At 66.6% G+C, this 13,878-nt stretch carries 13 protein-coding genes; 9 read left to right on the plus strand and 4 right to left on the minus strand.

Features of this window, described 5'->3' with window-relative positions:
• Positions 1–19: 19 nt before the first annotated feature.
• Positions 20–709, minus strand: a complete 690-nt coding sequence (gene pyrH, locus ACZ5CM_RS09600; protein ID WP_464642563.1) for a UMP kinase — start codon at positions 707–709, stop codon at positions 20–22.
• 253 nt (positions 710–962) lie between these two features.
• Here pyrH and miaA point away from each other — a divergent pair, with 253 nt between their 5' ends.
• The 7 genes from miaA (at position 963) to ACZ5CM_RS09635 (ending at position 10,092) form a co-directional block, all read left to right on the plus strand.
• The gene (miaA, locus tag ACZ5CM_RS09605) at positions 963–1,856 is read left to right on the plus strand and encodes a tRNA (adenosine(37)-N6)-dimethylallyltransferase MiaA (RefSeq protein WP_464638039.1); all 894 of its coding nucleotides are present in this window, start codon (positions 963–965) and stop codon (positions 1,854–1,856) included.
• 83 nt (positions 1,857–1,939) lie between these two features.
• On the plus strand, positions 1,940–2,770 hold the full coding sequence (locus tag ACZ5CM_RS09610; protein ID WP_464638041.1) for an AraC family transcriptional regulator: 831 nt from the start codon (positions 1,940–1,942) through the stop codon (positions 2,768–2,770).
• Between the two features lie 271 nt (positions 2,771–3,041).
• The gene (locus tag ACZ5CM_RS09615; RefSeq protein ID WP_464638044.1) at positions 3,042–4,715 is read left to right on the plus strand and encodes an ABC transporter substrate-binding protein; all 1,674 of its coding nucleotides are present in this window, start codon (positions 3,042–3,044) and stop codon (positions 4,713–4,715) included.
• Between the two features lie 116 nt (positions 4,716–4,831).
• Entirely contained in the window at positions 4,832–5,884 is a 1,053-nt protein-coding gene (locus tag ACZ5CM_RS09620; protein ID WP_464638046.1) for an ABC transporter permease, read from the plus strand.
• Between the two features lie 15 nt (positions 5,885–5,899).
• Positions 5,900–7,114 carry an ABC transporter permease gene (locus tag ACZ5CM_RS09625; RefSeq protein WP_464638048.1) on the plus strand — a complete coding sequence of 405 codons (1,215 nt, stop codon included), beginning with the start codon at positions 5,900–5,902 and terminating at the stop codon, positions 7,112–7,114.
• A gap of 91 nt (positions 7,115–7,205) precedes the next feature.
• Positions 7,206–9,293 carry a dipeptide ABC transporter ATP-binding protein gene (locus ACZ5CM_RS09630; RefSeq protein ID WP_464638050.1) on the plus strand — a complete coding sequence of 696 codons (2,088 nt, stop codon included), beginning with the start codon at positions 7,206–7,208 and terminating at the stop codon, positions 9,291–9,293.
• Positions 9,294–9,405: 112 nt separating this feature from the next.
• Positions 9,406–10,092, plus strand: coding sequence for a class I SAM-dependent methyltransferase (locus ACZ5CM_RS09635; RefSeq protein ID WP_464638052.1), 687 nt, complete (start codon positions 9,406–9,408; stop codon positions 10,090–10,092).
• Here the strand turns inward: ACZ5CM_RS09635 and ACZ5CM_RS09640 are convergent.
• On the minus strand, positions 10,070–10,642 hold the full coding sequence (locus tag ACZ5CM_RS09640) for a lytic transglycosylase domain-containing protein (RefSeq protein ID WP_464638054.1): 573 nt from the start codon (positions 10,640–10,642) through the stop codon (positions 10,070–10,072). The two genes, ACZ5CM_RS09635 and ACZ5CM_RS09640, sit on opposite strands and share 23 nt — an antisense overlap.
• 185 nt (positions 10,643–10,827) lie before the next feature.
• Between ACZ5CM_RS09640 and ssb the strand changes: the two genes are divergently transcribed.
• Together ssb and ACZ5CM_RS09650 are read left to right on the plus strand one after the other, a co-directional pair.
• A complete protein-coding gene (gene ssb, locus ACZ5CM_RS09645) occupies positions 10,828–11,325 on the plus strand; it encodes a single-stranded DNA-binding protein (protein WP_464638056.1) in 498 nt (165 codons plus the stop codon).
• 26 nt (positions 11,326–11,351) lie between these two features.
• Positions 11,352–12,425, plus strand: coding sequence for a site-2 protease family protein (locus ACZ5CM_RS09650; RefSeq protein ID WP_464638058.1), 1,074 nt, complete (start codon positions 11,352–11,354; stop codon positions 12,423–12,425).
• A gap of 102 nt (positions 12,426–12,527) precedes the next feature.
• On the opposite strand, the gene ACZ5CM_RS09655 is transcribed toward ACZ5CM_RS09650, so the two are convergent.
• Together ACZ5CM_RS09655 and secF are read right to left on the minus strand one after the other, a co-directional pair.
• Entirely contained in the window at positions 12,528–12,893 is a 366-nt protein-coding gene (locus ACZ5CM_RS09655; protein WP_464638060.1) for an Mth938-like domain-containing protein, read from the minus strand.
• A 16-nt stretch (positions 12,894–12,909) separates the two neighbouring features.
• Positions 12,910–13,878, minus strand: coding sequence for a protein translocase subunit SecF (gene secF / locus ACZ5CM_RS09660; RefSeq protein ID WP_464638062.1), 969 nt, complete (start codon positions 13,876–13,878; stop codon positions 12,910–12,912).

Here is a 13,878-nt window from a genome sequence, read left to right on the forward strand (position 1 = left end):
TCCTGCCCGGTCTATAGACCTAGCCACCCACCTTTGTATAGGTGCCCCGCCCGGCGAGGATGCCGCGGAAGCCGCCCGGCTCGTCCAGGGAAAAGACGATGATCGGCAGGTTGTTGTCGCGGGCCAGCGCGATGGCCGAGGCATCCATCACCCCCAGCCGCTTGGCCAGCACGTCGTCATAGGAAACCGAGTCATAGCGCCTGGCGTCGGGGTATTTCGTCGGATCCTTGTCATAGACCCCGTCCACCTTGGTGCCCTTGAAGATCGCCTCGCACTTCATCTCGCTGGCGCGCAGCGTGGCGGCGGTATCGGTGGTGAAATAGGGGTTGCCGGTGCCAGCGGCGAAGATGCACACGCGCTTCTTTTCCAGGTGCCGCACCGCCCGGCGGCGGATATAGGGCTCGCACACCTCGTCCATGCGGATGGCGCTGATGACGCGGGTGAAGACGCCGATATCCTCCAGCGCCGACTGCATGGCCAGCGCGTTCATCACCGTGGCCAGCATGCCCATGTAGTCGGCGGTGGTGCGCTCCATCCCCTGGGCCGAGCCCTGGAGCCCGCGAAAGATGTTGCCGCCGCCGATGACCATGCAGATCTCGACACCCAGATCGTGCACCGACTTCACCTCGCGGGCGATGCGCTGCACGGTGGGCGGGTGCAGCCCGAATCCCTGATCGCCCATCAGCGCCTCGCCCGAGATCTTCAGCATCACCCGCTCATAGGTGGTCTCGGGCCGGGTTTCGGGTTCGGCATCGGGGGATTGTGCCGCCGTTTCCGCACTTTCCGCGGATCGGGGGGCTTGCGCGGCCGCAGCCGCTGTTTCGGGGGCGGAGGTCGAGGTCATGTTGCGCTCCGATCGGGCAGGGGTTTACGCTCGGCGCAAAATGGAGCAATCCGCCCCCATGTTCAATGCGCAAAGGGCGGCTTTCGCGAATGACCGGCAAGGCCGCGCAGGGAAGGCAATGGAACCGCTGGCCCAAATCCCCCGGATCCCCGACGGCATCCCGGTGCTGATCGCCGGTCCGACGGCCTCGGGCAAATCCGCTCTGGCGCTGGAGATCGCCCGCCGCCATGGTGGGGTGATCGTCAATGCCGATGCCTCCCAGGTCTATGGCTGCTGGCGGATCATCACCGCGCGCCCCTCGCCCGAGGAAGAGGCCCAAGCCCCCCACCGCCTTTACGGCCATCTGGCGCATGACGCGCCCTGGTCGGTCGGCCACTGGCTGCGCGCGGTGCGGCCGCTGCTGCGCGGCCCCGAGCGGCCGATCATCACCGGCGGGACGGGGCTCTATTTTGCGGCGCTGACCGAGGGGCTGGCCGAAATCCCCCCCGTCCCGGCCGAAATCCGCGCCCGCGCCGAGGCGATGCCGCGCGAGGCCATGCTGGCCCAGCTGGACCCCGCCACCCGCGCCCGCATCGACCCCATGAACCGCGCCCGGGTGCAGCGGGCCTGGGAGGTGCAGACCGCCACCGGCCGCCCTCTGGCGGCATGGCAGGACGATACCCCGCCCCCCGCCCTGCCCCTCGACCGCTGCCTGCCGATCCTGCTCGACGCTCCGAGGGACTGGCTGAACGCACGCATCGAGCGGCGGTTCGACCGGATGCTGGCGCAGGGCGCGCTGGAGGAAGTGGCGGCGATGCGCGACCGCTACGACCCGGCCCTGCCCTCCTGCCGGGCGATCGGCGTGGCCGAGTTGATGGCGCATCTGTCGGGCGAGATCACGCTGGAGGAGGCACGCACCCGCGCCACCGTCGCCACCCGGCAATTCGCCAAGCGGCAGCGGACATGGTTCCGCGCCCGCATGAAGGGCTGGCTCGGGCTGCGACCGCCGGGCGAATGGATGCCGACCGGATGACCCGCCCTTGCGGGGGAAGGCCCGGTGCCTGCATGATCGGCACCAACCCTCCATACCGGTCCGAGCCATCCCGCGCGCCCCCCATGCCTTTCGATCCCGCCCCCCTGCCCCATCCGCACCTGCAGACGCTCGCCCGGCTGGCGGGCGCAGACGGCTGGGAACTGGCGCTTCCGCATGACCGGGGCGAGCACCTGCTGATCTGGCTCACTCGGGGTCAGGGCGTCGCGCTGCTCGACGGCACCCGGCGCGGTCTTGGCCCCCACAACGCGCTGTTCGTCCCCGCCCGGCATCTGTTTGCGTTCGAAGCGGGACGCGGGGCGCTGGGGCTGACGGTGAGTTTCCCGTCAGGGGCCGACATGAACCTTCCCGCTGCATCGCGTCTTCTGCATGTGCGCGACAGCCGCGAGCAGGCGGAGCTGACCGCCCTGTGCGACGCCATCGGCCGCGAACAGCTTCAGGTGCGTCCGGGCCACGCGCAAGCCATCGAGGCGCTTGCCCGCCTGATCTCGGTCTGGCTGATCCGACAGGAACCGACCCCTGCAGATACGCCGGAAACCGCCACGCCCACGCGCCGGCTGAGCCGGGCCTACTGCCGGCGCCTGGTCACCTCTTACGCCGATGGCAATGGCGTCGCCGGCCAGGCGGCGGCGCTGGGGGTGTCTGTCAACCACCTGAACCGGGCCTGCCGGGCCGAGATCGGGCGCACCGCCGGCGCGCTTCTCGAGGACCGGATCCTGCACGCCGCGCATCGGTTGCTGGGGCGCACGCGCGCGCCCGTACAGGACATCGCGCGGCATCTGGGCTTTGCCAGCCCGGCCGCCTTTTCCCGCTTCGTCCGGCGCAAGACGGGATGCCCGCCCACCGCCCTGCGCCGCCTTGCGGCCGGCAGCAAAACCGATTCGCACGCGACCTGACAGAACTGTCGAGAGAGACCGACCCGCCCCCCTCACGCCCGATCACATTTTCCGGGAATGACGTTTTTTTACAGGTTCCATGTCGTTTTTCGACCATGAGATGACGAAAGCAAACGTTGACGGGTGGGTGCGGCTCGTGCGGAATAGAACGATGGGGAGTACCGCCAACCCGGATCCGAAGCCCATCGAGACGCCGAAAGGCCCTCAGACGCCGGCAGGCAAGCCGACGCCGGGCACACGAAATGTCCGTGAAACAGGGAGATGAATCGCGATGAAATTCGACGCCATCAAGGGCAGGCCCATCCATTGGGCGGCCGAAATGTACGCCAGGGAATACAGGCAGGGCAAACTGAGCCGGCGCGAGTTTCTCGTGCGCTCCACTGCGCTGGGCGTGAGCGCCACGGCTGCCTACGGCCTGATCGGGCTGCAGGCCCCGGCCCGCGCCGCCTCGGACAAGCCGCGCGGCGGCACGCTGCGGATGCAGATGGAGGTGCGCGCGCTGAAGGATCCGCGCACCTACGACTGGACGCAGATCGCCGCCTTCACCGCCGGGTGGCTGGAATACCTGGTCGAGTACAACTCGGACGGCACCTTCCGCGGGATGCTGCTGGAAGGCTGGGAGGCCAACGAGGACGCCACCGAGTACACGCTTTTCGTCCGCAAGGGCGTGAAGTGGAACAACGGCGACGACTTCACCGCCGAGGACGTGGCCCGCAACATCGAGGGCTGGTGCGACAAGTCGGTCGAGGGCAACTCCATGGCCGGCCGCATGGCCAGCCTGATCGACCCGGCCACCGGCAAGGCCGCCGACGGGGCGATCACCGTGGTGGACAGCCATACCGTCAGGCTGAAGACGAATTCTTCGGATATCACCATCATTCCCGGCATGGCCGACTACCCGGCGGCGATCGTGCACAAGTCGCACGACCCCGAGAACATGCTGAAGAACCCGATCGGCACCGGGCCGATGCTGCCCGAGATGATGGAGGTCGGGGTCAAGGGCGTTCTGGTCAAGGGCGACCACCCGTGGTGGGGCGACACCGCCTTCCCCGAGGGCGGGTTCTATCTGGACCGGATCGAGTTCATCGACTACGGCACCGACCCGGCCTCGTTCGTCGCGGCGGCCGAGGCGGACGAGATCGACATGGTCTGGGAAACGGTCGGCGATTTCGTGGACGTGTTCGACGGCCTCGGCTGGGTCAAGTCCGAGGTCGTGTCGGGGGCGACCATCGTGATCCGGCCGAACCAGCTGGCCGAGGTGAACGGCATGAAGCCCTATGCCGACAAGCGCGTGCGCAAGGCGCTGGCCATGGCGGTGGATAACAACGTGTGCCTGGAACTGGGCTATGCCAGCCGCGGCGCGCCGGCCGAGAACCATCACGCCGGCCCGGTGCACCCGGAATACGACCCGAACGTCGGCCGGCTTCCCTTCGATCCGGCCGGGGCCAAGGCGCTGATGGAAGAGGCCGGGATGATGGATTTCGAACACGAGATCATCTCGATCGACGATGACTGGCGGCGCAACACCACCGACGCAGTGGCCGCCCAGCTGCGCGACGCGGGCTTCAAGGTCAGGCGCACGGTCCTGCCCGGCTCGACCTTCTGGAACGACTGGGCCAAGTATCCGTTCAGCTCGACCAACTGGAACCACCGCCCGCTGGCCACGCAGGTCTGGGGCCTGGCCTATCGCTCGGGCGAGGCCTGGAACGAATTCGGCTGGTCGAACCCGGAATTCGATGACCTGCTCAGGCAGGCCAACGCGATCGCCGATGCCAATGAACGCCGCAAGGTCGCCGGCAAGTGCCAGGCCCTGATCGTCGAGGATGGCGTGACCATCCAGCCCTACTGGCGGTCGCTCTATCGCCACCACAACGAACGGGTGATCGGTGGCGACATGCACATCGCCTATCTGCCGCAGATCTACAAATGGGCCGTCAAGGGCTAGGAGCCCCGGCCTGGGCGCGCGCGTGGCGGCGCGCGCCCCGCCTCTGCGGCAAGGAGTGCCGGTAATCGACGCGCGGGTGGCGACAGGCCCGCAACGACCTGTCCGACGGGGCCGACATGGGAATTTTCATACTCAGACGATCCGGCGTCATGCTGGTGACGGCGATCTGCCTCACGCTCATCGTCTTCTTCCTGACCAATCTCTACCCGAACCTGGAAAAGCTGGCCAAGACCCAGGGCAATTTCCGCATGGACGACGCGGAGGTGCAAAGCTGGCTGGACGCCAACGGCTACGGCCAGCCGATGCTGGTGAAATACGGCCAGTGGCTGGGGGTGCTGCCGGGCTGGACGCGGCAGGGCGAAGAAGGCGTGACCGGGCGCTGCTGGCGCGGCAAGGCCAGCGCGGAAGAGGCGGCACGGGCTCCGAAATTCTGCGGTATCCTGCAGGGGGACTGGGGCTTTTCCACGGTCTTCAAGGACGAGGTCTCGCGGATCGTTGCCATCCGCCTGACACTGACCGCGAAGCTGATGTTCTGGGTTCTGGTGCTCATGGTGCCTTCGGCGCTGATCATCGGGGTTCTGGCCGGAATGCGGGAAGGGTCGCGCACCGACCGGACGCTTTCGACCATCTCGATCCTGACCACGGCGACGCCCGAATACGTGTCGGGGGTGATCTTCATCGCGGTGTTCTCTTCCTCGGCCGTCGGTCTGAAATGGTTCAAGGGCACCGCGACCAGCGCCATGGAGGACGCCAATTTCAACAATTTCTTCCTGCCGGTGCTGACCATCGCCCTTTACGGCATGGGCTATATCGCGCGGATGACGCGCGCCTCGATGACCGAGGTGATGACCGCGCAGTACATCCGCACGGCGCGGCTCAAGGGCGTGTCCTTCCCCGGTATCGTCCTCAGGCACGCCCTGCGCAATGCGCTGATCGCCCCCTTCACGGTCATCATGCTGCAGTTTCCGTGGCTGCTCAACGGCGTGGTGATCACCGAGGTCCTGTTCAACTACAAGGGCTTCGGCTGGCTCCTGGTGCAGGCCGCGGGCAACAATGACATCGAGCTTCTGCTGGCGGTGTCGGTGGTCTCGGTCGTGGTGGTGCTGGTGACGCAGCTGATTTCGGATATCGGCTATGTCTACCTGAACCCGCGCATCCGCATTTCGTGACGGAGGGGCGGGAAGATGGAACCTCTCGGCACGGTCGAAATCATCTGGCGGATCCTGTGGCAGTTCACGCCGGTCTGGATCGCGCTGGCCATCCTCTATTCGGCCTCGATCGCCTTCAGGCGGCGGCTGGGGCTTTACGGCAAGCTGTTCGACAGCCCCATCGGCATGATCGGCTTTGCCATCGTGATGTTCTGGGTCTTCACCGGCATCTTCGGCGCGATGGACCTGATCGTGACCCATGACGCGCTGGCGCAGGCTTCGGGGATGAAGAACAAGGTGCCGGGCACGCCGCTGCGCGGGGCGGCCGAGGGCGCCTATCAATGGTACCTGCTCGGCGGCGACAACCTGGCGCGGGACGTGTTCTCGCGCATGGTCAAGGGCGCCTGGGTGGTGGTGCAGATCGCGCCGCTGGCGACGCTGTTCGCCTTCATGGTTGGCATCACCCTGGGCCTGCCGGCCGGGTATTACGGCGGCCGGCTGGACACGGTCCTGTCCTTCCTCGCCAACCTGATTCTGGCCTTCCCGGTGATCCTTCTGTTCTACCTTCTGGTCACGCCCGAGATCGTGGCGACGGGGGTTCCGAACTACATGGCCGCGGTCCTGTTCGTGTTTCCGATCGTGTTTGCCGCGGTGCTGCTCAATTCGCGCTTTCATACCAAGCCGCGGTTTCGCAACCCGCTGCTGGCCGGGGTGCTGGGGGTGATGATCTGGCTTTACCTCTCGCTGATCTCGACGAACGGCTACCTGGTGAATACGCCGTCGATCTCGATCCCGGCGCTGCCCCGGATCGTCGATCTGTTCGATGTGCCCGGCGGCATCCTCGTGGTGTTCGTGTCGGTGGTGTTCGTGAACTCTCCCACCGTGTTCCGGATCGTGCGGGGGCTGACCATGGACATCAAGACCCGCGACTACGTGGCCGCGGCCCAGACCCGCGGCGAGGGGCCGTGGTACATCATGCTGTGGGAGATCCTGCCCAATGCGCGCGGGCCTCTGATCGTCGATTTCTGTCTGCGGATCGGATACACGACGATCCTTCTTGGCACGCTGGGCTTCTTCGGGCTGGGGCTGCCGCCCGAGAGCCCGGACTGGGGGTCCACGATCAACGAGGGGCGCAAGCTGTTGTCGATCTACCTGCATCCCGCCCTGCCGCCGGCGCTGGCGCTGCTGAGCCTGGTGCTGGGGCTGAACCTGCTGGCGGACGGGCTGCGGGAAGAGTCGCTGAAGGACTGAGGGGAGCGCCGGGGGCCCTGCCCCCGGACCCCCGGGATATTTGGAGCCAGAAAAAGCCCGCCGAAGGGCGATCTGGCAAGGAGACGGGAAGATGAGCCATCAGGCCGGGCATGATGGACCGATCCTGGAGATCGACAGGCTGTCGATTTCCTTCTTCACGCGGCTGCGCGAGATCCCCGCGGTGATGGATTTTTCGGTTTCGGTCATGCCGGGCGAAGCGGTGGGGCTGGTCGGAGAATCGGGCTGCGGAAAGTCCACCGTCGCGCTGGGCGTGATGCGCGACCTGGGAAAGAACGGGCGTATCGTCGGCGGCAGCATCCGGTTCAAGGGCCGCGACATGGCCGGCATGAGCAAGGCCGAACTGCGCGACATCCGGGGCAACGAGATCGCCATGATCTATCAGGAACCGATGGCGAGCCTCAACCCGGCCATGAAGATCGGCAGGCAACTGATCGAGGTGCCGATGATTCACGAACGGATCGGCCGGGACGAGGCCTGGGCGCGGGCGCTGGAAGTGGTGCGCGACGTCCGCCTGCCGGATCCGGAAAGGATGCTGAATGCCTATCCGCACCAGCTTTCGGGCGGCCAGCAGCAGCGGATCGTGATCGCCATGGCGCTGATGAGCAAGCCCGCACTGCTGATCCTTGACGAACCGACCACTGCTCTGGACGTGACGGTGGAGGCGGCGGTGGTGGAGCTGGTCAGGGATCTGGGCAGGAAATACGGTACCTCGATGCTGTTCATCAGCCACAATCTGGGGCTGGTTCTGGAAACCTGCGACCGGCTCTGCGTGATGTATTCCGGCGAGGCGGTCGAGCGCGGCTCGATCCGGGACGTGTTCGACGAGATGCGTCATCCCTACACGCAGGCGCTGTTCCGCTCCATCCCGTTGCCGGGCACGGACAAGAACGCACGTCCCCTCAAGGCGATACCGGGCAATTTCCCGCTGCCGCACGAACGTCCGCCGGGATGTAATTTCGGCCCGCGCTGCGATTATTTCGAGGCCGGCAGGTGCGATGCGGGAGAGATCCCGATGTTCGACGTGCCCGGCAACGAACGTCACGCGACCCGCTGCCTGCGGTTCCGGGAAATCGACTGGGATGCGCCGGTGGAGGTCGAGGGAACCCGCCGGAAGGCCCGGATCGGCAAGGTCGTCCTGAGCATGGACCGGCTGAAGAAATATTACGAGGTCGCCGCCAACGCCCTGTTCGGCGGCGGAGAGAAACGGATGGTCAAGGCCAACGAGGAACTGACCTTCGACGCGCGGGAATCCGAGACGCTTGCCATCGTCGGCGAGTCGGGCTGCGGCAAGTCCACCTTCGCCAAGGTGCTGATGGGGCTGGAGACGGCAACCGATGGCAGGATCGTTTTCGACGGGCGCGAGATCGGGAACATCCCGATCGAAAAGCGTGACACGGCAACCGTGGCCGACATCCAGATGGTGTTCCAGAACCCGTTCGACACGCTGAACCCGTCGATGACGGTCGGTCGTCAGATCACACGGGCGCTGGAGATCTTCGGCGTCGGCCGCAATGATGCCGAGCGCCGGGCGCGGATGCTGGAACTGCTGGACCTGGTGAAGCTGCCGCGTGCCTTTGCCGGCCGGATGCCGCGGCAGCTCTCCGGCGGGCAGAAGCAGCGGGTGGGCATCGCGCGGGCCTTTGCCGGCGGCGCCCGGATTGTGGTCGCGGACGAGCCGGTTTCGGCGCTGGATGTGAGCGTGCAGGCGGCCGTGACCGATCTGCTGATGGAAATCCAGCGCGAGAACGGCACCACGCTTCTGTTCATCAGCCACGACCTCTCGATCGTGCGCTATCTCAGCGACCGGGTGATGGTCATGTATCTCGGCCACGTGGTCGAGCTTGGCTCTACCGATCAGGTTTTCAGCCCGCCCTATCATCCCTATACCGAGGCGCTGCTGTCGGCGGTGCCGATCGCCGATACCTCGGTGCAGAAGACCCATGTGGTCCTGGAAGGCGACATCCCGTCGGCGATGAACCCGCCTCCGGGCTGCCCGTTCCAGACGCGCTGCCGCTGGAAGGAAAAGGTGCCGGGCGGGTTGTGCGAACGCGAAGTGCCCGCCATCCGGCAGGTGGCCGAGGGCCATTCGATCAAGTGCCACCTGAGCGACGAACACCTGTCCGCGATGGAACCGGTCATAAGGATCGCCGTCGAGTGACGGCCATGTGCCGCAGGCGGGCGGTGGCGTGCCCCGCCAGGATGGGGAAGGTTTCGCGAAAAGGCGCCATCTCCCGCCTTCCCCCGGGGCATGGCGCGGGAGGCGTATCGCCATGAGCCGAAGATTTCTCACGACGGCGCAGGCACGTGCATTCTATGACCGGTTCGGTGCCCGGCAGGATCGCCAGGCCTTCTATGAAGACCCTCCTCTGGAATGCCTTCTGGCCCATGGCGCCTTCGGGTCGGCCCGGCATGTGTTCGAGTTCGGTTGCGGAACGGGGCGCCTTGCGGAAATGCTCCTGACCCGCGCCCTGCCCGATCGGGCCCGGTATTCGGGTTGCGACATCTCGGGGACGATGATCCGGCTGGCTCGCAGCCGGCTGGAGCGGTTCGGAGATCGCGTGACGCTCTGGCAAAACGACGGCCCGCCCGATTTCTCCCCCGCTGGAGAGGGAATCGACCGGGTGGTTGCGACCTATGTGCTCGACCTGCTTCCAGACGCACAGATCGCCGCCTTTCTGGCCGAGGCCGCCCGGACGCTGGTGCCCGGCGGGCTGTTGTGCACGGTCGGGCTGACCGGCGGAACCGACCTGCCGTCGCGGCTGACAAGCGGGCTGTGGTCGATGCTTGCGCGGCTGCGGCCGGAACTGGTCGGAGGCTGCCGGCCGATCTCGGTCGCGGCCCGCCTCGGCGCGGACTGGGCCATCGAATACCGCTCCGTCGTCACCGCGTGGACGGTTCCCTCGGAAGTCCTGGTGGCGCGGCGGAAACGGGCCGTCAACTGCCCCAGATCGCCCTGACGTAGGCGCGGGTTTCCGCGAAAGGCGGCACGCCGCCATTGGCCTCGACCGCGTCGGGTCCGGCATTGTAGGCCGCAAGCGCCAGCCGCCATGACCGGAACTTGCGGTACTGCTGCGCCAGATAGCGGGCGCCGCCATCGAGGTTCTGCCGCGGATCGCGCGGATCGACCCCGAGCCGCCGGGCGGTTTCCGGCATCAGCTGCGCCAGCCCCAGTGCGCCCTTTGGGGATTTCGCGTTCGGGTTCCAGCCCGATTCCCGCTCGACCAGTCGCAGGAAAAGATCGACCGGTACTCCGTTCTTCCGGGCGGCCTCGCGCGCCATTTTCATGTATTCGCCGCGATACTTGCCGCCATAGGGCCTGAGCCCCGAAGGTTTCGGCCTGAGCCGGCTGGAATACGCGTATTGCTGCGCCGCGCGGGTGTCGAGCACCCTGAACTGCGATTGCAACAGCGCCTTGCGGTTTCTCGACGCGATCATGTCGGCCGCGACCGGCCCCGCCACCAGCATGGCCGACGCCGCCAGCATCACCCACATGGCATGATTGCGCATCGTTCACATCCCACCCGTTACGGCAGGGCACTATGACAGGTTCGGCCACCGAAGCAAAGCGCGCCCGCACTCTCGAAAGGCGCAGTTTCGGTAACCATATTTCAACCCGGCGAAAGGACGTATAGGGTCGTCGGCGCGGGTCGTCGGGATTCGCGGGTTGCGGAAAATCAAGGACGGGGAACGTCATGGCCGGTTCAGTCAACAAAGTCATTCTCATCGGAAACCTTGGCGCGGATCCGGAAGTGCGCGACTTCCCCTCCGGGGGCAAGGTGTGCAATCTGCGCATCGCCACGTCCGAGACCTGGAAGGACCGCAACACCGGCGAACGGCGCGAACGGACCGAATGGCACCGGGTGGCGATCTATTCCGAACCCCTGGTGCGGGTGGCGCAGCAGTATCTGCGCAAAGGGTCCAAGGTCTATATCGAGGGGCAGCTGGAAACCCGCAAATGGCAGGACCAGTCCGGCCAGGACAGGTACACGACCGAAATCGCGCTGCGCCCCTACCGGAGCGAGCTGAAGATGCTCGACAGCCGCGGCGATGCGGCCGGCGGTTACGGCGGCGGATATGGCAGCGGGGGCGGTCAGGCCGGCGCGCCGCAGGACGATCCCTGGGGCGGCAGCGCACCGGCACCTGCGCCGGCGGCCGGCGGCGGCATCGACGACGACGAAATTCCCTTCTGAGGCAACGGCGGAAGGAGGGCGGGCGCATGTCCTGGTCATTCCCGATCGGAAGGCTGTTCGGTTCGGAACTGCGGGTTCACGTCACCTTCTTCCTGCTTCTGGCATGGATCGGCTTTGCCGCCTATTCCTCGGGAGGGTGGCCGGCGGCAGTCGAGAATGTGCTGTTCATCCTGGCGCTGTTCGCCTGCGTGGTCGCGCATGAATACGGCCACGCCCTGACCGCGCGGCGCTTCGGCATCCACACGCCCGACATCACGCTGCTGCCGATCGGCGGCCTCGCGCGGCTGGAAAGAATGCCGGAGAACCCCCGGCAGGAGATCCTCGTGGCGCTGGCCGGGCCGGCGGTCAACGTGGTGATCTGGCTGGTTCTGACCTTCGTCTTCGGCGCGCGCATCGATACCGCCCAGCTGGAACATGGCGACGTGGCCGGGATGAGCTTTCTCGCGCAACTGGCCGTGGTCAATCTGTTTCTCGCCGTCTTCAACCTGATCCCGGCCTTTCCGATGGATGGCGGCCGGGTCTTTCGCGCCGTTCTCAGCCTGTGGATGGACCGCGTGGCCGCCACCCGCGTCGCGGCCACGGCCGGACAGATCGTGGCCTTCCTGTTCGGGTTCTGGGGGCTGAGCACGGGCAACGCAGTGCTGGTGCTGATCGCGCTTTTCGTCTTCGTCGCCGCCAACGCCGAAAGCCAGGACGTGGCCATGCGCTCGATCGCCCGCCGGCTGGTCGCACGGGACGCCATGATCACCCATTTCGAGGCGCTCACCCCGCAGGACACGATCGCGGCGGCGGCGATGGAACTCGTCCGCACCACGCAGCACGAATTCCCGGTCCTGAATCCCGACGGCACGCTGGCCGGGTTCGTCACCCGCTCGGCCCTGTTCGCGGCCCTGGCCAGCGACGCCCCGCGCACGCGCCCGGTCAACGAGATCATGGATACCACCGTGCCCGTGCTGCCGCTGGGGGCCGGGCTGGAAGAGGTGCTCGACCACCTCCACCACGGCCATGACGCGGTGGCCGTCAGCGACCGTTACGGCCGGATGGTGGGATATATCACCCGCGAAAACGTCGGAGAACTGATGGTGGTGCGCGGGCGCTGAGCGGGACGGCACCTCCCTGGCGATCCGGGGCCGCGGCAATGCCGCAAGGAAAAGGCACGAAAGGCGGATCGAACCCGCAACCCTACGCCGAGGGCGCCGCTGTCAGACCGGCAGCACCGCCAGCGCCACGCGCCGCCCCTCGGCCAGAAGGACGTTGTAGCTGCGGCAGGCGGCAGGGCTGTTGGTGACCTCGACGCCGATGCCGGCCTCTTCCAGCGCCGCGCGCAAGGCCGGCGGGAACGGCGCCATCTCCGCGCCCGTGCCCACGAACAGCACATCCACATGCCCGGCGAGCGCCAGCAGGGCCTCGCCCCCGGGACCACCATGTTCGGGTCCGGCCCAGCCGCCGGTGCCGAGCGGGCCGGTCAGCACCGCGCCGCGATGCACCTTGCCGCCGATGCGGAAGAAGCCCGCGCCATAGCCGTCGACCGGCTCGGCATCGGTATAGACGACTTCGTTCATGCGCATCCGCGCACTCCCCGCGTCAGGCGTCCACGTTGGCGAACTGGTTGCCCGCGGTACCCGTGGGCTTGGACCAGTCGCGCTTGACCCCCAGCCACAGCAGGATGGCCGAAGCAATGAAGATCGACGAATAGGTGCCCACGATGACCCCCCAGATCATCGCGAAGACGAAGCCGCGGATCACGTCGCCGCCCAGGAAATACAGCGACACCAGCGCCAGAAGCGTAGTCAGCGAGGTCATCAGCGTCCGCGACAGCGTCTCGTTGATCGAGAGATTGAGCACCTCGGGCAGCGGCTTCTGCTTGTACTTGCGCAGGTTCTCGCGCACCCGGTCGAACACCACCACGGTATCGTTGAGCGAATAGCCCACGATGGTCAGCAGCGCCGCGATGATGGCAAGGTCGAACTTGATCTGCAGCTCGGAGAAGATGCCGATGGTCAGCGTCACGTCATGGACCAGCGCCAGCACCGCGCCGACGGCGAACTGCCACTCGAAGCGCAGCCAGATATAGACAAGCACCGCGGCGATGGACAGAACCACGGCAATGATCGCGCTGCGGATCAACTCGCCCGAGACCTTGGGACCGACCGATTCCACCGACACGATGCGGATGTCCGGCGCCACCGTCTTCAGCGCCTCCTGCACCGCCCGGGTCAGCTCGGCACTGGCGGCTTCCTGCCCTTCCTGGGCCTGGATGCGGATCATGGTCACGTTGCGATCCTCGCCATAGGTGGGATCGAACACTTCCGAGATGACCACGTCGCCAAGTCCGAGACCGGACAGCGCCTTGCGATACTCGCCCACATCCACCGCCTGGGTGCTTTCGGTGCGAATCGTCGTGCCGCCGCGGAAGTCGATGCCGAAATTCAGCCCGCGCACCCCGAAGGAAACCATCGCCAGCACGATCAGGAAGCCGGAAATGCCCATCCACAGCTTCCACCGGCCGAAGAAATCGAACGAGGTGTTGTCGGGAACCAGTCGCAGTCTCAT

The organism is Piezobacter thermophilus (genome assembly GCF_055386745.1).